Source organism: Pseudoalteromonas sp. UBA6610, from assembly GCF_002433295.1.
Classification (GTDB): domain Bacteria; phylum Pseudomonadota; class Gammaproteobacteria; order Enterobacterales; family Alteromonadaceae; genus Pseudoalteromonas; species Pseudoalteromonas atlantica.
In genome coordinates this window covers 1-19697 of record NZ_DJHW01000129.1, presented here as the reverse complement: position 1 = coordinate 19697, position 19697 = coordinate 1, and the positions used below count along the sequence as shown (strand labels likewise).

Below are 19697 nucleotides of genomic sequence, written 5' to 3'. Positions count from 1 at the left end.
ATACCTCAACGGTAAATTCACCTTCACTTAGCTCATTCGGTACATCCACACTAAAGGTGCCATCGGCTTGCACTTGGGTAGTAATGGTTTGTGGGTTACCAGCTTCATCCGTCACGGTGATCGTAACAACTGTGCCCTCTGGCTCGCCCGTGGCAGACCCTGAAATAGTGGGTGTGGTGTCGTTTGTATCACCCACCGGATCTATTATTACTGTAGGCGCTGCGGTATCTATAACGCCTGTGGTTGTGGCTGAGGCTTCATTTCCAGCTGCATCCATGGCTGTGGCCGTGATTGTAAACTCCCCCTCAGCAATTGCAGTCGTTGCACCTACTTGCCAAGAACCATCTTCTGCCACAACTGCCGTTAAGGTTTGCGAGTCACCATTAGAGTCTGTTACTGATACAGTGATCAAGCTACCTGGCTCTACATCAGTTGTGGTACCACTAAATACAGGTGTCGAATCGTTAGAGTCAGTAAAGTCATTTACACTAATAGTTGGTGCGGTTAAATCTATAGAGCCAGTTTGTGAGTCTTGCGCGCTATTACCAGCACTATCACTTACATTTGCCACCACACTAAACTCACCCTCAGCTAATGCTTGTGGGACATCTATACTCCATGTGCCATCGCCATTTATAGCAGTGACAAATTGTTGCTCAGCGCCAGCATTATCAGTCACAATCACTGTAACCACACTACCCGCTGCTAAACCTTGAGTAGAGCCGCTTATAGTAGGCGTTGTATCGTTTGTATCACCAATATTATCTATAGTTACGCCAGGTGCGGTTAAATCTATGGTGCCAGTAACTGTTGCTGTACTGCTATTACCTGCTTCGTCACTTACACTTGCAGTAACTGTAAAGTCACCTTCGCTAAGCTCATTAAGTATATCGGCGCTATAGCTTCCATCGGCATTAGTAACCGCTGTAATAGTTTGTTGATTACCGTCACTATCGGTTATTAATAAGGTAACCTCAGTACCTTGGGGTACATCTACTACGCTACCTGTCACACTCGGTGTTGTATCGTTTGTATCTGTAATAGGGTTAATAGTAATCGCAGGATCAGTTAAATCAATTTCCCCTACTTCAGTAGCAGAGGCTGTATTGCCAGCAGCATCGGTTACTGTTGCAACCACCGTAAATTGACCCTCTACCAACTCATCGGTTGCTTCGATTGACCACGAACCATCAGCATTTGTGGTTACTTGCACAGTTTCTGTTGCGCCATCGCTGCCTGTAAAGGTAACAGTAACAACCGCACCTGCGTCAACATCTTGCGTAGTACCACTAATTGTTGGAGTGGTATCATTAGTATCAATAATAAAATTAATACTTACGGTTAAATCTACATTACCGACCGTACTTGCTTGTGCCTCATTACCCGCATCGTCTATTACGGCTGCAACTACGGTAAAATCCCCTTCAGGCAGAGGCTCTGTAACTTGAGCGCTCCAAGAACCATCTTCTTGAGTGACCGCTAAAAGATTAAAAGTACTGCCATCACTTGCAGTAATAGTTAAGGTTATAGTGGTACCAGCAGGCACGTTACCGGTATTACCACTTAAAAATGGCGTGGTATCATTTGTATCTGCAATAGAGTCAATTTGAATAGAAATAGGGGCAAATGTAACTTCACCACTTGTTTGCGCGGATGCTTCGTTACCCGCCGGGTCACTCACTGTCGCGGTAACACTAAACTCTCCGCCAGGAATAGCGTTGGGCGATTCAACACTCCACGTGCCATCAGCCTCAAGTGTCGTTGTTAAGGTTTGTATATTACCGTCGCTATCGGTTACTAAAACAGTAATTACAGAGCCCTCTGGTGCGCCTTCAACACGGCCAACAAAATTAGGCGTAGTGTCATTAGTGTCTGCAATGGCCGTAACCGTTATCTCAGGGCTAGTTAAATCAACTAACCCTTGCTCTACAGCTTGTGCTTCATTACCTGCAGTGTCGGTCACGGTTGCATTAACTTCAAACTCACCTTGTGCTAAAGGAGTAGAAACACTTACAGACCAGCTGCCATCATCATTTGTTTGCGTTAACAGCGTTTGAACTTGCCCATTAATATCAGTAATAACCACGGTAATTACCGAGCCTGCTGGCACATCTTGCGCAGAGCCAGTAATAATAGGGGTTGTATCTTGCGTATCGGCAATCGCATTAATTTCTACAATTGGCGCCGTTAAGTCAATAACTCCAGCATCACTTGCAAGTGCTTGGTTGCCTACGCTATCACTCACCTGCGCATCAACAGTAAAATCACCTTCTGGTAGTGCCACACCTACATCAACAGCCCAGCTACCATCTTCACCGGTAATGGCAGTTAAAAGCTGCACTTCGCCTGCACTGTCGGTTACTGTAATTGTTACTTCAGTACCTTGTGGCACATCAGTTGTAGTACCAGTTAATGGTGGCGTAGCATTATTAGTTTCACCCGCTACTGTAACTGTAATTTCTGGAGCGGTTAAATCAATACTCGCAACAGCTTGGTCAATTGCTTGGTTACCAGCGGCATCAACTGCTACTGCGTTAACATTAAACTCCCCTTCTGCTAAAGGCGATGTAGTGGTAATACTCCAATTACCTTGCGCATCAACTTGTGTAACAATTGTTTGTTGTGTGCCTGTGCTATCGGTAAGAGTTACAGAGACGTTGTCGCCAGTATTCAAACCCGCTACCGACCCCGTAACTGTTACTGTTTGAGATGCAGAGTCTGCAACTGGGTCAATATTAATTACTGGCGCTGTGGTGTCTATTTCAATAGAAATAGCATCGTTAAACGCATTACCATCTGGGTCGGTGGCTTCTACAACTACGCTCACGGGTCCATCGGCTATCGGGTTAGGTAGTGTAATTTCGAACGTGCCATCAGGGCCAATAACCGCGCTTACTACTTGAGAGTTACCATTTTCATCTGTCACAGTAATATTTACTGTTTCACCCACTAAGTTTTCACTTGTACCACTAATTGTTGGCTGAGATGAATTAGTTAAACCTACTTCATTTAATGATATAGACGCAGTGCCATCATCAGGAACTACCCCATCAGAGGTATCGCGAATATTTAGCGCCTCTGTAGAATCAGGATCAAAGCTTGAATCAAATGCAACGCTATTAGGGTTAACCCCCTCCGCAATACGTGTAAGCTGAACAAATGAGCTTCCTCCACCAGAGCCCGCACCACCAGCACCACCGGCGGCCGTTGCTTCTAAATTATCTAAAATATCACCATCGCCCTCTAAGGCATCTAAAAAGTCAGTAACATCAGAATTAGCCGCCGTTTGGCCATCGTTATTATCATTTTGTTCTAAGCTTGCAATGGCCGCATCTAGGCTTTCGTCAAACACGGTGGTTTCGCTGCTATCGCGGGTTTCTTGTGCTAATAAATCAGGGGTGATCTTTACGTTTTGATTAGCAGGAATCGACAGTGTTTCTCCTTGCACATCAATTGTTAGCGATGAATTATCGGCGGTAACCACTAAATCGCCCACAGTAATAGTATCGCCCACTTCAAGTGGCTTAATTGTGCCATCTTCTAAAACAACACCAGCAGACCCTTTTAAGTCTATTACTAATAATTGATTAGATTCCATTTTGCTTACCTCAAACATAAGAATTAAAAACTATTAATTAAAATGTAGAACAGCAAAACGCATTAGATACTGTACTCAAGTACAGTTTTTAAAAAAACATTAAAAATAAAAAAGTGGTAGATAATAAATTTTATGCTAGCCAAAACGATTATTTGCGAAAAATGAATTTATTGACTAAACCATAGGGTAGGTATTGATAGCCCAAGTAACCCCTAAGAGGAAGAAATGATTACAAAAAATACTTTACTAAAGCAAAAAGGAAAGCTGCTTATAGGTTTTACGCTAAGTGCGCTTGGCGCAACTAACGTGGTAAAAGCCGATGACAGCTCTGTGGCACCGCTTACATACGTCACCAGTAAAGCAATTGAAAATAATCCAGAGGTACAACAAGCATGGCATACATTTAAATCCTCAATTTATGGCGTAGATGCAGCCCGCTCAGGCTACTTACCTAGTGTTGATGTATCTGCCAGCGCAGGTTATGAGCGCCGAAACTACGGTATAGAAGACGAATACAACCGCAACACTGCAGAGCTTAGTGTTACTCAAATGCTTTACGACGGGTTCAGAACATCTAACACCGTTGAAAGGTTTGAGCGTATTCAGCTCATTCGGTATTTTGAATTACTCTCACAAACAGAGCAAACTGCATTAGATGCATCTATTGCATTTTTAGATGTGCAAAAATTTAAAGAACTTGTGACACTCGCTGAAGAAAACCTGCAAGAACACGAGTCTGTATACCAACAAATTGAACAAAGTGTAGGAGCCGGTGTTGCCCGAGCAGCAGATCTAGAGCAAATTAGCGGGCGCTTATCGCTAGCGCAATCTAATGTGCTAACCGAGTACGCTAACCTGCACGATGTAACCGCGCGTTATTTAAGAGTTGTTGGCGAGCTACCCGTTAATGATATAAAACAAGCCAAATTAGATGAGCAAAACGTGCCCATTTCTATTAACCAAGCGCTTGATATAGCCTATAAAAACAGCCCTGCTTTTTACGCATCGCTTTATAATATAGAGGCGCAAGAAGCCAATGCTCAGGCACAAAAGGCAGCGTTTCATCCAAACGTAGACTTATCTGCCCGTTACGGCACACAAGACAGAGACGAGCTAGGTTTAAACGAAACAAGAACCGAAGCACGGGTAGGTATAGACATAACCTATAACCTGTACAACGGGGGCCTAGATAGCGCCAACCTTGAACAAGCATACCAAGATGTAAATATTGCCAAGTATCAACGCGATCAAGCTTGTGTTGATATTCGTCAAAGCCTACAAATTGCCTATCATAATGTGAACAATATAGAGCAAAAGCTACCCACGCTTGAAAGCTATAAAAACTCGTCAAACAGAGTAAAAATAGCCTACCGAGACCAATTTGATATTGGCCAACGCACCTTGCTTGATGTACTTGACGCTGAAAACGAAGCATTTCAATCTAACCGCTCGTACATTGTTGCTCAATACGATAGACAAACAGCCATTTTAACTATGCTTAACGAAATGGGTAAACTATTGCCAGCTCTAAATGTTATGTCTGACAAGTACCCAACATTAACAGAGTTAACAGATGACCCAATCGTGCATAACGCACAAAATATATGCCCAAGTTACGATGTAGCTGCCACCTTTAAACGCAAAGCTTTTTTACAAAAAAAAGCCAAGCAAGATAACGCCTACATGAGCGTTACAGCAATGCCTAGGTATTTAGAAATGCCACCAGAGACCCCTAGCGCATCGAGTTTTGCAGATGACGATAACGACGGCGTACCTAACGAGCAAGACACCTGCCCAAGCACGCCAGCGGGAACAAATGTAGACCTGTCTGGGTGTACTTTGTATGACCAAGCGACCGACTCAGTTGAAATAGGCATTCCCTTTTCAGCCGACTCAAGCCAAGTGCGCCCAGAGTACTTGCAAGAGGTAGAAAAGCTCGCGGAGTTTTTAAAAAATAACCCTGACAAAAAGGTAGAGATCCAAGGCCACGCCTCATTAGATGGCGATAGAAAATACAACCGCAAACTTTCAGAGCAACGCGCCTTTGCCGTAGCACAATTACTTATTGAGCAATTTGGTATAGCGCCTAATCGTGTTCAATCATTTGGTTATGGTATTGATCAGCCACGAGTTAATGAAATTTCGGTACGTGCTAATGCGGCAAACCGCCGTATTGAGGCGGTTATTACCGATAGTTAAGAGGTGCTTAAAACAAATAAATTTAAAATGTTTTACATAACATTGGATGGTATATGGAATTAAATGATGTACTTGATCATGGCGGCGCACTGGTAGATTGCCTTGCAGTATTGTGCCGCTTTCATGATAAAGATTTTTCAAGGGAGGCCTTATTAAATGGCCTCCCACTAACAGATGGAAACTTAACGCCTTCAGGGTTTGCACGTGCTGCAAAACGTGTGGGCTTTAAATCAAAAGTTGTAAATAAGCCTCTTAATCAAATTAATACTGCTTTATTACCCGCTATTATTATTTTAAATAATAACCAAGCGTGCGTGGTAACCGCTATTGATAACCAAAAACAAACAGCGCAAGTTACTTACCCCGAGCTAACCGAGTCTGTTGTAGAAGAAGACCTAGAACAGTTAATTGAAAAATCAACAGGTTTAATTATTTATGCTCATCCAGAGTTTATGTTTGATGAGCGCTCCCCGGTGCTTGAAAAGCTCTCTAAAGACGGCTGGTTTTGGGGCGTAATAAAAGAATGCCGCGCACTGTACAAAGACGTCATAATCTCCGCCATTGCATTAGGCGTTTTGTCTGTTGCCATGCCTTTATTTGTAATGAATGTATATGACCGAGTAGTTCCTAATCATGCAACAGAAACCCTCTGGGTTTTAGCCATCGGTATTTTAATAGCGCTGACCGCCGACTTTGTACTGCGCTTAGTACGCAGCTACTTTGTAGAGCTTGCGGCAAGTCGTATAGATGTAAAAGTATCTGCGGTTATTATGGAGCGCGTACTTGGTATGAAGCTTAAAAATAGGCCCTCATCAGCGGGGTCATTTGCGAGTAACATACAATCGTTTGAAGCCGTACGTAACTTTTTTAGTTCAATAACCTTGGTCGCGCTGGTTGATTTACCCTTTGTTGCTATATACCTAATTGTTATTGCAATAATAGGTGTACCGCTTAGCCTACCCATTATCGCAGGTGCCCTAATACTTTTAAGTTATGGCATAGCAGCCCACAGAAAACTTGAAGCGCTGTCAGAGCAAACCATGAAAGCAAGCTCAATGCGCAACTCCATACTTGTAGAAAGCTTAACCAACATTGAAGATGTAAAAAGTTTTCACAGCGAATGCAAAACCCAATCAACATGGGAAAAATCAACTATTTATATTGCTCAGGTTAATGCGCAAAGTCGCTTAATCTCAAGTTCAATCTCTAATAGTGCAGCGTGGATACAACAATGTGTTGGCGTGATCATTATGATCATCGGTGTTCATTTAGTTATTGAAGGCGAGCTCACGCAAGGGGGATTAATAGCCGCTTACTTACTTTCATCACGTGCGATGGGGCCGCTTGGGCAATGCGCCGCCGTACTTGCGCAATATCATCATGCCGCTATTGCTATGCAATCGCTTAACGAAATAATGGAGAAAGACGTTGAGCGCCCGCCAAATAAACATTGGTTAAGCCACCCCGTATTAAACGGCGAAATAGAATTTAAAGACGTATGCTTTAAGTATGAAGACGACGCGGCCGATGCGCTTAGTAATATTAGCTTTAAAATAAAAGCGGGCGAAAAAGTGGCTATTTTGGGGCGCAATGGTTCGGGTAAAAGCACCCTCGAAAAACTTATTTTAGGCCTTTACGACCCAACCGCAGGCTCCGTAATGGTCGATAACAACAATATACAACAAATAGACCCCGCAGAACTTCGTCATAACATAGGGTACGTACCACAAAATATAGCGTTGTTTTTTGGTAGTTTAAAAGACAACCTCACTATTAGCGCATGGCATGCTAAAGATGAGCAAATTATTAGCGCATGCGAAAAAAGCCAGTTATTCGAGTTAATCAACTCTCACCCCGATGGGTTTGACCTACAAGTTGGTGAGCAAGGTCGCCTGCTATCTGGCGGCCAAAAACAAGCGGTTGGTATAGCGCGCGCATTAATAAACGACCCCCCTATTATGCTGTTAGATGAGCCTACCTCATCGCTTGATCACAATAGTGAAAATAAAATTATTCAAAATTTAAAAATCGCCACCCAAGACAAAACTTTAATTGTAGTTACTCACCGCTCATCTTTACTTTCGTTGGTTGATCGCATCATCGTGCTCGATAACGGAAAAATAGTTGCCGATGGGCCTAAACAAAAAGTAATTGCCGCACTGAGTAACCAAACAGTGGAGCAAGCATCATGAGTGACAATAAAAAGCCGCTAGAGCAGCGCTCTTTTGAATCGGTAAGTAAAGCAATAGAAGCACGTAAAAAAGGTAAGCCTTCAATCTTTAATCGCTTATTTAAAGGCTGGCTTTCGCCTCCTGAATCACAAGATTGGGTGGTCGATGCGCAATGGGAAAAAATGCAGCAAGAGCCTGCCAGCGCACGTTTTTTGTTATACCTCATTTGTATTGCATTTATTTTACTTACAATTTGGGCAGGCTTTGCGCCACTCGATGAGGTAGCCCGTGGTGAAGGACGCGTTATCCCATCAAATAAATTACAGTTAGTGCAATCTTATGATGGCGGTATGGTAGAAAAAATAAACATTCGAGAAGGGCAAATTGTTGAAGAAGGTGACGTATTAATAAAAATCGACCCTACTCGGTTTATTTCAAGCTTTAGAGAAAACCAATCTAAAGTGCAATCACTCACTGCAAAAGTAGCCAGGTTACAAGCCCTTACCAGAAAAGAAGATCTCGTTTTTCCTGATGAGCTTGTTAAGCAAGTACCCGAGGCGGTCGCTCATGAGCGCTCAATATATTTAAGTAATCGCCAAGAATTAGAGCAGCAAGTGGCAATCCATAAACGCCAGCTAGAACAACGCAGACAAGATCACATTGAAGCAAAAGCCGCTTTGCAACAACACACAAGCGCTCTAAGGCTAAGTAATCGTGAGCTGCAAGTAACACGCCCACTGTTAAGAACCGGTGCTGTATCTGATATAGACATCATTAGGTTAGAACGTGAAATAGTTGATTTAAACGGCGAAATAAACCGCACTAAAGCAGTGATTAACCGGAGTTTATCGGCTATCAACGAAGCTAAAAACAAAGTAACAGAAGTGGAACTTGCGATGATCAACCGCTGGAACAACGAGCTTTCGGAGGCATTGCTGCGTTTAGAGTCGATAAAAGAAACCGAATCAGGGCTTGCCGACAAAGTAACACAAACTGAGATCAAATCACCGGTTAAAGGCACGGTACAACGTTTATTGGTTAATACCGTAGGCGGCATTTTACAACCCGGCAGTGACGTTTTAGAAATAGTCCCTTTAGACGATCAACTTATTGTTGAGGCAAAAATACCGCCGAAAGATATTGCCTTTTTACGCCCTGGGCAGCCCGCCATGATTAAATTTAGCGCCTATGATTTTGCGGTATACGGCGGACTAGAAGCCGAAGTACTGCACATAAGTGCAGATACAATTACCGACGACAGAGAAAATACTTTTTATTTAGTGCAATTAAAAACCACTAAAAATAACTTTTCAGAAGAGTTGACTATAATTCCAGGAATGACCACACAAGTGGATATTATTACTGGTAAAAAAACCGTCTTGGAATATTTACTTAAACCCGTACTCAGAGCTACATCGCAAGCAATGACAGAACGCTAAACTGAATTTATTGGAGTAAATTAATGCGTCAAAGTATATTTATTACACAACCCGAACTTGAATCGAGCCACTGGCGAAGTGCGTTTGCAGGTTGTGTAATATGCACCAAAGAACCAAAACAAATTAATGCATCAAGTATTATATGGGTTCTGGCGGGCACTTCGGGATGGCTTGAACTGGTAAAAAAATATGCCCAAAAACGCTTACCAGTTATTGTAATGACCACAAATCTAGAAATAGAGGAACTTAGAGCAGCCCTGCAAGCGGGCGCAAGAGGCTATGTAGAAGCACTTGCATCTAAAGTAATATTACAACAAGTACTTGAGACTATTTGCTCAGGCGGCCTGTGGTTACCTGGGCAGCTACTATCTAATATTGTCGGGGCACTAAGTCAGCAGCAAATAAATTACACCCAAGCCTGCGATATTCAAAGCTTAACTAAACGCGAACGCCAAGTTGTTGATATAGTTATAACAGGGGCAACCAATAAACAAGCCGCTGAGTCACTTAATATTACAGAGCGGACAATTAAAGAGCACATGAGCTCAATTTTCACTAAGTTAAAAGTGCGCGACCGTATACAACTTATGTTAGCCGTTAAAGGTAACTAACCTAGGCTAGAATAATAAAACCTTCGCCAGCTATAGTTAAACTTACTAAACAACGGCTTATAGGTTAAATACTGAATTGCATTTACCTATTCGCCGCCATTATTAAACCGCTCCCCTTTTAATTAAAGAGTCGCTTTACGACTCTTTAATTACCCCATCAAAACCAAGATTAACCAGTGTATCTATATCGTCTTGGCTTGTTACGCCCTGCGCGACCACTTTAATACCAATAGAATGTGCTAATGTGCAAACACCGCGTAAGAAGGTTTGATTATCTTGGCTGTAACTAATGTTATGTGCGTAAATGCTATCTATTTTAAGCATTTCTAAGCCAAATTCTTGAATGTTCTTAATCTTAGTAAATTCAGGCCCCACACGTTTAAGTGCCACTTTAGCGCCCATACAACGCACCTGCTCACAAAATTCCTTAAATATATCTTTTTCGTTTACGACAATGTTTTCGCGTATATCAAAACATATATTTTTTGCTAAATCAGGAAAGGCAGACACATAGGTTAATACCGAGGCAAGCGCGGTATCATCCATTAATGTTTGCGCCGAAAGCTCCACAGCAATCAATTCATTTGGCGGCGCTTCACCGTACTGTTTAACAATTTGCTTGATTAAACTCCAATCCAAACGCGCTAATAGGTTTAAGCGATTAGCCCATTGATAGTAGTAGCTGGATTTATAATGTTGGCCGCCAAATTCTAAACTTAAACTAAGCTGATGCTGCAACAAGGTGTCGTTAAAACCCATAACCTCTAAACAATTTAACTGTATAGTTTTTTGCTCAAGCGCATCCTCAATAGCCTTTTGCCAGCCAGTAGAGTCATCAAAAATTTCACTCTTTTGTTTATTATCAATGACTTTTGCTTGCACCCCAGGTTTGTTACCTGCTGTTTTTAATAAACCATCTACACGGCGTAATAAATCAAAGCGGGTGTCGTTTTTCTCTATGTAGGTACAACTGTGTACAATGGCCAAATCAATATTTTTGTATTCATCAACAATCGATTTATGCAGTGCGGTTATTTGCTCGCTAAGCGCCTGAATATCATCAGTATCGCTAAACAAAACGGTAAAGTCGGTATGTGATATCCGCGCAATATAGTTTTCTGAAAAGTGCGCCTGATTCGACTCTAAAAACTGTGTTAACACCTGAGAAAAACGGCGTAAAAAGTTAACCATTTCTACACGGCTAATCGATTCACTTATTTTATCTAAATTAACCACCCTAAATAAAAACAAAGCACCATGGGCATGATCTTTCACTTTTTGTAAATGAGCCTCTAATGTGGCACTAAAATACTCTCGATTGGCAAGCCCTGTTAGCTCATCGTGCTGGGCTTTAAAACGCAACTCCTCTAAGCGTTTATTATCTTCTTTTATAATGCGACTGAACCGTGTCGATAATAAATTCATCGACTGCACAAGGCGTGCAAACTCAAAGGTTTTTGGCACTTTTGATTTAATAAAGCGCTTATCGCCAAAGGCGTTAGCTTGGTACACCACATCATCAAGTGGCGTTAAAATTCTACGTAATAAATACGCACTTATGGCACAGGCAAAAAAGGCCACCACTAAAAAGCTAAAAAACAGTTTAAGGGCGCTTTCCCACAACGCTTGCTCAGCATATTGGCTGTGGCTTTCAACAAATAAGGTGCCAAATTGCTGCCAACCGTTGTTAACCTGCCCTACACCTGCCTGAACATTTAGCCCATATACCGCTCTAAACCAAGCTGGTGCGGTATTTTCTAACGTGTCGGTAAATACGCGCTTTACAATAACCTCACCATTTGGGTCTTGCAGTTCTATGCGTTTGTAGTGGCCGGTATCAAAAGTGGCCGACACTAACAGCTCAAGCTCTACAGGGTCTTTTTCAAGCTGACTAATCATCAGCGCCAAAGAGCTAGCATTATCAACATTTTTTAAATACAGCTGCGTAGAAAAATAGACTCTAGCAGAGTTAGTACTTATTAACACGCTACTTATAAAGCCAACAAAAATCACCACCAGCAAGGTGATCCACAGCTCTTGCCTAAGAGTGATTTTTCTTTTTTTGAAAAACTTAAATAAGGAAAATGACGCCATTACCACATAACCCCTTCTTGTGATGTCTGCTCCAAAATTTTACGCCAACGCGATAGCCTTGCTGTCGGGCTGGCTACACTTTTGGTCGAGTTATTTGCCCATAAACCTTGGCTGTTAAAACTAAATACCGGGCTTAAATCAACGCGTTTTGCTGCAGGTAACACTTTTGTTATTAAACTATCTAAAATAAGCGGCTGAGCATTAGGCGTAGCAAAGTAGCCTAATACCATGTGTGCTTGTGTTTTGTTTGTACCAGCAAGCTTAGCTTTTACATATATAAGCCTAAGCTTGTCGTCGCTTACGCCTAAGGCGCGTAAGCTAATATATTTAGCAATGGCATAATCTTCACAATCACCTAAACCACGGCCAAGGGTTTCTAATGGTGTAGCCCAATAGTCGTTTTGCTTCCAAAGCTGTATATCGGTTTGATATCGAAGATTGCGTGCAAAAAAGTCGTTAACAATTAAAATTTGTTGTTGTTCTGGTTTATTTTGGGTGCGCACCAGCATAGTTTGCCAATTACGCGCTACAGTGACTCGCGCAGGGCCATATTTTTGCCCCATTAATTCTATAAAGGTATTAAATTGAATAGTTAAACGGCTCGCAAACACGCCGCTTGAAAGTAAAAAAAATAGCAGTAAATAGCGCAAATTGCTTTTGCACCAAAAAAATAGCTTATTTGAGGAAAGAGTGGGCCTAAGTGTCATTCACAGCCCAAAAAAAGAAAAATTAAAAACATACACCAAACGCTACACTACTTGTTCAAATATTATTCGTAACAACAGCATAGCACTCAATATAAAAGGATGAGATATTTTGTATGTGTTTTTTTACTAGATTTAAATTTTAACTCGGTCATTTCAACTTTGCTTAATACATTAACTAACGTATTGAACCATCGTTGTATTTAAAGCTGATTTATCAAACCCTAGATTTACAGAAAAACGCTCCCGTAAATAGCAAAGTTATGTATTGCTGTACGAGTATATTCGACGCGCTTAACGTTAAAACCAACCGCTAAAATAGCAGCTTAATATAGCTTTACTATTTAAAGTACTGGCCAGTTACTTAGTAGTAGGTCACTTTTTTAACTTCACGCGGCTTAATTTCACCTATGTATAAGTCGTGCACGCGCTTCATGTTTAGCTCAAGCTCAGTAACGTATACATCGTCAACTGAGTAAGTTTTAATAATTTGCGCACCTTTAATTATGCCCTGCACTTTACTTTCCATGTAATCGTTTTGAGCAATAGCACCTGCTACAGACGTGCCCGCTGTAATTTTTTGCCCATAAACTTGCTCAGTCAGTTCACGGTACGCCTCAAGCTTAGAGGCCTTAATTGCCATTAATTGCTTTTGTGATTTATTAGCCCCTTGCTGCAAGCTAATAGGTGCATAACCAACCGCTTTAAGTATGGGATAATTATTTGGCTCTACATATTTGTACTCAACATGTTTATCAAACACGTTGCTGCAACCGGCAAGGCCAAGGCCTGTTAAAGTAAGTAATATAATTGCACGCATTTATTTGCACCCTTTAAACTAATTGCGCAAATAAATGCAGGTTTAATGCCATTTGTTATAAAGTCCTCATATTGGTGCAGTCCTTGCTTAGCTAAAGCGTAATTAACTAATTTTATGTGGAGTACCAGTATGAACACGTTTTTATCATCACTATTTGCAGGTGTTACTAGCGCTGCATTATTAACGTTTTCTGCCAGTACTTACGCACAATGGTTTGAATCTACCGGCCATGCACAAATACAAAATGGCGACATAAGCAGTGCTAAATCGGCCGCGATTAAAGATGCAATTACACAAGCATTAGTGTTTTCTGGCGCCCGGGTTAGCTCGGTACAAACCTTGGTAGATGGCGTGCTAACGCAAGATCAGCTAAAAATTAGTAGCCACGGCGAAATACAAAAAATAGAGCTGGTGAGCGAGCAACGCCAAAATCAACAATTTGCCATTACGCTTAGGCTTGATGTATTTGCCCAAACAGAGCAATGCCCACAAAGTAGCTTTAATAAATTTGTTGCTGTAACCCAAAGCCAGCTTGTTCATCGTGAGCATGCCTTAATGGGTCAAATATTTGACGTAAATAAAGCCATTAGTAAAAAGTTATTTAGCGCTTTGCAAAGCACAAAAATGAGCGCCCTGCCCGTTGCTTACTACAATAAAGCAATTAATGTAGACAATTACTTTAATCAGCAGCACGACTACTCAAATGCACAACTAGAAGAGCTTTCAGCCAGAAGCAACGCGCAATATGTTTTATTAAGCCAAATAACCAATTTAGCGCCAAGCGATAAACTCAACAACGACTACGCCTTTTGGCAAGACGAAACCTACCAGCGCAGCTACGCTATTGAGTTTATGTTGTTTGATGGCACCACGTATGAACAATTATGGCAAAACAGCTATCATACCCAAGCTGTATGGCCATTTGAAAAAACAGCCATAGTTGATGTAAATAGTGATAGGTTTTGGCAATCACCTTTTGGGCAAAGCATTAGCGATATAAATCAAACGGTCAGTTACGATATACAAGCGGCTATGGCGTGTTTTCCTACTAAAGGAAAAATAATGCACATGGAAAACAACAAATTGGTGATAAACCTAGGCAAAGATCATGGCCTTAAAAAAGGCCAGCTATTAAGCATTGCGCACCATAACTACTTAACCGATGCACAAGGCAATACTATGCCGCATACCATTACCACGCTTAACACCATTGTGGTTGAGCAACTTTATAAACAAAGCGCAATTGCTGTCAGCCTTAACGATAAGCCTTTGCCTGGGGTACAAATAAACGATGTGGTAGAGGTTGCAAGCCAAGAACGCTAAATAAGCGCCCGTTTTAAATTTGGGTGCTCTACCAACCACTGGGCTAATTGCTCAACGCCCGCCAAACGCGGGTAGTGTTTTCTGCAAGCAAATACCACATTACGTTGCTGATTAGGAAAAATAGCTAAATAATCAATCCCTACACGCTGTGTACACGCAAGCTTGGGCACAAATGTCACCCCGTCATCTATCGCCACCAGCGCCAATAAAGTTTCTAAACTATTGCCCTGATATTGGTTCGACACATCCACTCCCGCAGCAAAACAAAACTTTTGGGCTTGATCTTTAAAGCAATGGCCATCACTTAACATTAATAGGCTACAACTTTGTAAATCGCTTAGCGCTACTTTTTTACGCTTAGATAACGGGTTATCGGTTGAAACAGCAACCATAAAGTCTTCTTTGTACACGTTAACCGTATGGTAGTTTTTAAGCTCGGGAACATCGGCCAAAATTGCAAAGTCGAGCTCGCCGTTATCAAGCGCCTCTAGCATAGTCGCTGTTTGCATTTCTATAAACGAAAAATGGCTCTCGCTAAATGCCGCTTTCATAGAGGTCAGTAAAGCGCTGAGTAAGTACGGCGCAATAGTAGGAATAATACCAATTCTTAGCTTACCTTGTAGCGGCCCGTTTGAAGTAGCCGCCAGCTCTTTTAAGATTTCTGTTTGCTCTAAAATAACGTTTATTTGTGTCAACAAACGTTCACCTTGCGCTGTTAATGTAACTTGCTTAGTTGAGCGGTCAAATAAAACAACATTAAGCTCTTGCTCAAGCTTTTTTACTTGCCCACTTAGTGTAGGCTGGCTAACAAAACAGGCATCGGCCGCTTTGCGAAAATGCTTGTGGTGCGCTATTGCTTTTACATACTCTAAATCTTTTAAGTTCAAATTCATCTCCACCTGATAGGCTATACCTATTAGTTTAATACAAACAAACGATTGGAACTATATCTAAATTCTCGCCATAATGGCTCCAACAAATCAAGAGGAACAAACTATGTTAAAGAATATTGAAGGTCAAACAATCCCAAGCGTTACATTTGCAACACGTCAAAACGACGAATGGAAATCAGTAACCACAGACGAAATTTTTACAGGCAGAACCGTTGTTGTGTTTTCACTACCGGGCGCATTTACACCAACCTGTTCATCAACTCACTTACCACGCTACAACGAGTTAGCCGGTGTACTTAAGCAAAATGGCGTTGATGAAATTGTATGTGTATCAGTAAACGATACATTTGTAATGAACGCATGGGCAGAGCATCAAGAAGCGCAAAACATCACATTATTACCTGATGGCAACGGCGAATTTACTGACGGCATGGGCATGTTAGTAGATAAAAACGATTTAGGCTTTGGTAAGCGCAGCTGGAGATACTCTATGCTAGTTAAAGATGGCGTTATCGACAAAATGTTCATCGAACCAGATTTACCAGGCGACCCGTTTGAAGTTTCTGATGCAGACACAATGCTTGACTACATCAACCCAAAACAAACTAAGCCAGAGCCAGTAACCGTATTTACTAAGCCTGGTTGCCCTTTCTGTAAAAAAGCAAAAGAGCTACTAACAGAAAAAGGCTACGCATTTGAAGAAGTTGTTATGGGTGCAGGCGCTACATTAACAAGCCTTAAAGCAATCACTGGCCGTGACACTGTTCCACAAATATTTATTGGTGGACAACACATTGGCGGCTCAGACGATTTAGAAAAATACTTTGCTTAATTAAGTAAAAAATAGCAGGGGCGTACGCGCCCCTCTATATCAATCTCATCGCTCAGATTGAAAATAATAAAGGATACCACTATGAAAGAATTACAAACCGATGTTGTTGTTATAGGTTCAGGTACTGCAGGCTTAAGCGCATACCGTAACGCAAAACAATTCACCCCTAACGTTTTAATGATTGAATCAGGCCCGTACGGTACTACCTGTGCACGCGTTGGTTGTATGCCAAGTAAATTACTTATTGCCGCAGCCGAAGCCGCGCATTCAATTGAAATGGCACCTGCATTTGGTGTACATAGCTCAAAGCCACGAATAGACGGCAAAGCAGTTATGGCACGTGTTAAAAGCGAACGAGACCGCTTTGCAGGATTCGTAGTAGAAGCCGTAGACGGCATTCCTGATGAAGATAAAATTCGTGGCTACGCCAAGTTTTTAGACGCCAACCGCGTACAAATTGACGATGACACCATTATAACTGCTAAACGTTTTGTTATTGCCACCGGTTCACGCCCTTCATACCCAGGTGTATTTAATAACTTTGGCGACAAGCTTATTATAAACGATGATGTATTTGACTGGGACGACCTACCAGAGTCAGTGGCTGTATTTGGCCCAGGCGTAATAGGCCTAGAAATTGGCCAAGCACTTAGTCGCTTAGGCGTAAACGTAAAATTATTTGGTGTTGACGGCGCAATTGGCCCACTTACCGACCCAGTAATTAAAGACTATGCAAACACTGTTTTTGCTGAAGAATTTTTTGTAGATACCGACTCAAACGTATCTGACATGATGCAAGTTGGCGATAAAGCCCAGCTTACTTACACCGATAAAGACGGTGCTAAACACACCGAGCAATTTGACTACGTACTTGCAGCCACAGGCCGAGTACCCAACGTAGACAAGCTAGGTTTAGAGAATACCGGCATAGAGCTTGATGAGCGCGGTGTGCCACACGCCGACCCGCACACAATGCAATGTGGTAACTCAAATATATTTATAGCGGGCGATGCTAGCAATATGATCCCCCTGCTACACGAAGCATCTGATCAAGGCACCATTGCCGGTCAAAATGCTGGGCGCTTCCCCGATGTACGCATTGGCCTTCGCCGCGCAAAAATTGCCGCAGTGTTTAGTGACCCACAAATAGCAATGGTAGGCGACAGCTACAAACAAATTACAGACCGCCTAGGTGAATGTGGTTGCTTTGAAGTAGGCGAAGTGAGCTTTGAAAACCAAGGCCGCAGCCGAGTAATGCTTAAAAATAAAGGCCACATGCGCGTTTACGCAGAGCAAGGCACAGGCTTATTTTTAGGTGCAGAATTTATTGGCCCACAAGCCGAACACCTTGCTCATTTATTAGCATGGGCTGTACAAAACAAAATGACCGTACCAGAAATGTTGGATATGCCATTTTACCACCCAGTAATTGAAGAAGGTTTACGCACTGCCCTACGCGATTTAAATGCCAGACTTAAATTTGGCCCAGATATTATTAACAGCTGTATGGAATGCGGACCAGGCGCTTAACTTTTATACAGTAATAAAACAAATACATACTTGCTAACAAAAAGCCAAAACAGTCGTTTTGGCTTTTTTATGCGCTTTTTTAACGCTAATACCCATTGTGTTAAATTATGAGGTATTGATAGCAACAGATAAACAGAGTAATAACAAAGGCCTAATTTTCGATAGGCATATGTTCTACTTAAAAATTTATAACTCCGTTTACGCTTTATTTAGCACGTTTGAATGACTAAATTTTTAATTCGATTGCTATAACCTCTCAAAAATTATTTTAGCTGTTACACTTATTTGATTACTCAATCACAACAAGATGGAAAAGCTATGCCCAATAATAAATTTAGACTAGTCACCCGCAGCGATTTCGACGGCTTAGTATGTGCCGTACTGCTCAAAGACTTAGACCTAATTGATGACATTTTATTTGTACACCCAAAAGACATGCAAGATGGCAAAATAGACATAACTGCAAACGACATTACCACTAACCTACCCTACGTTGCTGGCTGTCACATTGCATTTGACCATCACTTAAGCGAAACCGTACGTAACGCAAGCGATATTAAAAACCATGTAATTGACCCTAAAGCTCCTTCTGCTGCACGCGTTGTTTATGATTATTATGGCGGCGCAGAAAAATTTCCAAACATCAGCACAGACATGATGGAAGCGGTAGATAAAGGCGATGCAGCGCAGTTCTCAAAAGACGAAATACTCAACCCTACAGACTGGGTATTAATGAACTTTATCATGGATGCACGCACAGGCCTTGGCCGCTTCCGCGAGTTTAAAATTTCAAACTACCAATTAATGATGAAGCTAATCGATGCCTGTAAAGATCAAAGCATTGAAGACATTTTAAAAATGGAAGACGTAGCCGAACGTGTTGCGCTTTATAACGAGCATAACGAAAAGGCCAAAGAGCAAATAGCACAATGCGCAACCGTGCATAAAAATCTCGTGGTGCTAGATTTAACTCAAGAAGAAACTATTTACGCCACCAACCGCTTTGTTATTTACGCCATGTACCCCGACTGCAATATATCAATTCATAAAATGTGGGGCCTTAAAAAACAAAACGTAGTATTTGCCATTGGTAAATCAATCACCAACCGCAGCTCAAACACCAATGTGGGCGAGTTATGCCTTAAATACGGCGGTGGCGGCCACTTAAACGCCGGTACCTGCCAAGTAGAAACCAGCAAAGCCGAAGCAGTACTTAGTGAGCTGATAGATAAGATTACGAGTGATGGTTGAGCTGTAAGCTGTAAGCTGTAAGCTGTAAGCTGTAAGCTGTAAGCTGTAAGCTGTAAGCTGTCAAAATTTTAAAGCGAGTAGATTTATATTTACTCGCTTTTTTATACGTAGTTATAATAATTACTGTTTTACTAACACTTCAACTCAGTAGTTATTGGCATCTTTGGTTTTTTAAGGGCGGCTTTAGCAAATAACGGCCAGTGATAAATTATGATGTATGAAGTCAAGATTT

The 19697-nt window shown here is 41.7% G+C and carries 13 protein-coding genes; 8 read left to right on the top strand and 5 right to left on the bottom strand.

Annotation, left to right across the window (positions count from 1 at the left end; genetic code table 11):
- Positions 1-3598, bottom strand: a 3598-nt coding sequence (locus B4F91_RS16885) for a retention module-containing protein (protein WP_288636083.1), incomplete at its 3' end; no start/stop codon positions are given.
- A 225-nt stretch (positions 3599-3823) separates the two neighbouring features.
- On the opposite strand from B4F91_RS16885, the gene B4F91_RS16880 reads away from it, so the two are divergent.
- The 4 genes from B4F91_RS16880 to B4F91_RS16865 are packed head-to-tail and all read left to right on the top strand — an operon-like array spanning position 3824 to position 10018.
- Complete coding sequence (locus tag B4F91_RS16880) at positions 3824-5797, top strand: TolC family outer membrane protein (protein WP_286937365.1); 1974 nt, start codon at positions 3824-3826, stop codon at positions 5795-5797.
- Positions 5798-5850: 53 nt separating this feature from the next.
- Positions 5851-7989 (top strand): type I secretion system permease/ATPase, encoded by a 2139-nt coding sequence (locus B4F91_RS16875; protein ID WP_286937367.1) that lies wholly within the window; start codon positions 5851-5853, stop codon positions 7987-7989.
- Positions 7986-9407 carry an HlyD family type I secretion periplasmic adaptor subunit gene (locus tag B4F91_RS16870; RefSeq protein ID WP_126007887.1) on the top strand — a complete coding sequence of 474 codons (1422 nt, stop codon included), beginning with the start codon at positions 7986-7988 and terminating at the stop codon, positions 9405-9407. Before B4F91_RS16875 ends, B4F91_RS16870 begins: the two co-directional genes overlap by 4 nt.
- Positions 9408-9430: 23 nt before the next feature.
- Positions 9431-10018 (top strand): LuxR C-terminal-related transcriptional regulator, encoded by a 588-nt coding sequence (locus tag B4F91_RS16865; protein ID WP_024033058.1) that lies wholly within the window; start codon positions 9431-9433, stop codon positions 10016-10018.
- A 135-nt stretch (positions 10019-10153) separates the two neighbouring features.
- Here the strand turns inward: B4F91_RS16865 and B4F91_RS16860 are convergent, their stop codons facing one another.
- From B4F91_RS16860 to B4F91_RS16850, 3 genes are all read right to left on the bottom strand, one after another.
- Positions 10154-12112 (bottom strand): bifunctional diguanylate cyclase/phosphodiesterase, encoded by a 1959-nt coding sequence (locus B4F91_RS16860; protein WP_286937368.1) that lies wholly within the window; start codon positions 12110-12112, stop codon positions 10154-10156.
- Complete coding sequence (locus tag B4F91_RS16855; RefSeq protein WP_024033060.1) at positions 12112-12819, bottom strand: transglutaminase-like cysteine peptidase; 708 nt, start codon at positions 12817-12819, stop codon at positions 12112-12114. The genes B4F91_RS16860 and B4F91_RS16855 overlap by 1 nt, the downstream gene beginning before the upstream one ends.
- Positions 12820-13180: 361 nt before the next feature.
- Positions 13181-13636, bottom strand: coding sequence for an LPP20 family lipoprotein (locus B4F91_RS16850; RefSeq protein ID WP_286937369.1), 456 nt, complete (start codon positions 13634-13636; stop codon positions 13181-13183).
- A gap of 129 nt (positions 13637-13765) precedes the next feature.
- Here B4F91_RS16850 and B4F91_RS16845 point away from each other — a divergent pair, with 129 nt between their 5' ends.
- Positions 13766-14959, top strand: coding sequence for a flagellar assembly protein FlgT (locus B4F91_RS16845; RefSeq protein ID WP_029774510.1), 1194 nt, complete (start codon positions 13766-13768; stop codon positions 14957-14959).
- Here the strand turns inward: B4F91_RS16845 and B4F91_RS16840 are convergent.
- A complete protein-coding gene (locus B4F91_RS16840; RefSeq protein ID WP_286937371.1) occupies positions 14956-15846 on the bottom strand; it encodes a LysR substrate-binding domain-containing protein in 891 nt (296 codons plus the stop codon). The two genes, B4F91_RS16845 and B4F91_RS16840, sit on opposite strands and share 4 nt — an antisense overlap.
- Positions 15847-15955: 109 nt before the next feature.
- Here B4F91_RS16840 and B4F91_RS16835 point away from each other — a divergent pair, with 109 nt between their 5' ends.
- The 3 genes from B4F91_RS16835 (at position 15956) to B4F91_RS16825 (ending at position 19465) form a co-directional block, all read left to right on the top strand.
- Positions 15956-16684, top strand: a complete 729-nt coding sequence (locus tag B4F91_RS16835) for a glutathione peroxidase (protein WP_024033064.1) — start codon at positions 15956-15958, stop codon at positions 16682-16684.
- Positions 16685-16765: 81 nt separating this feature from the next.
- Positions 16766-18214: a dihydrolipoyl dehydrogenase gene (locus B4F91_RS16830; RefSeq protein ID WP_286937370.1), complete on the top strand. Its 1449-nt coding sequence runs from the start codon at positions 16766-16768 to the stop codon at positions 18212-18214.
- A gap of 318 nt (positions 18215-18532) precedes the next feature.
- Positions 18533-19465: a hypothetical protein gene (locus B4F91_RS16825; RefSeq protein WP_054983064.1), complete on the top strand. Its 933-nt coding sequence runs from the start codon at positions 18533-18535 to the stop codon at positions 19463-19465.
- The last annotated feature ends 232 nt before the right edge of the window (positions 19466-19697 follow it).

Coding starts and splice junctions, on each gene's coding strand:
- B4F91_RS16860 (WP_286937368.1), bottom strand. CDS start 12,112: ATGGCGTCATTTTCCTTATTTAAGTTTTTCAAAAAAAGAAAAATCACT.
- B4F91_RS16865 (WP_024033058.1), top strand. CDS start 9,431: ATGCGTCAAAGTATATTTATTACACAACCCGAACTTGAATCGAGCCAC.
- B4F91_RS16845 (WP_029774510.1), top strand. CDS start 13,766: ATGAACACGTTTTTATCATCACTATTTGCAGGTGTTACTAGCGCTGCA.
- B4F91_RS16870 (WP_126007887.1), top strand. CDS start 7,986: ATGAGTGACAATAAAAAGCCGCTAGAGCAGCGCTCTTTTGAATCGGTA.
- B4F91_RS16830 (WP_286937370.1), top strand. CDS start 16,766: ATGAAAGAATTACAAACCGATGTTGTTGTTATAGGTTCAGGTACTGCA.
- B4F91_RS16875 (WP_286937367.1), top strand. CDS start 5,851: ATGGAATTAAATGATGTACTTGATCATGGCGGCGCACTGGTAGATTGC.
- B4F91_RS16825 (WP_054983064.1), top strand. CDS start 18,533: ATGCCCAATAATAAATTTAGACTAGTCACCCGCAGCGATTTCGACGGC.
- B4F91_RS16855 (WP_024033060.1), bottom strand. CDS start 12,819: ATGACACTTAGGCCCACTCTTTCCTCAAATAAGCTATTTTTTTGGTGC.
- B4F91_RS16835 (WP_024033064.1), top strand. CDS start 15,956: ATGTTAAAGAATATTGAAGGTCAAACAATCCCAAGCGTTACATTTGCA.
- B4F91_RS16880 (WP_286937365.1), top strand. CDS start 3,824: ATGATTACAAAAAATACTTTACTAAAGCAAAAAGGAAAGCTGCTTATA.
- B4F91_RS16850 (WP_286937369.1), bottom strand. CDS start 13,636: ATGCGTGCAATTATATTACTTACTTTAACAGGCCTTGGCCTTGCCGGT.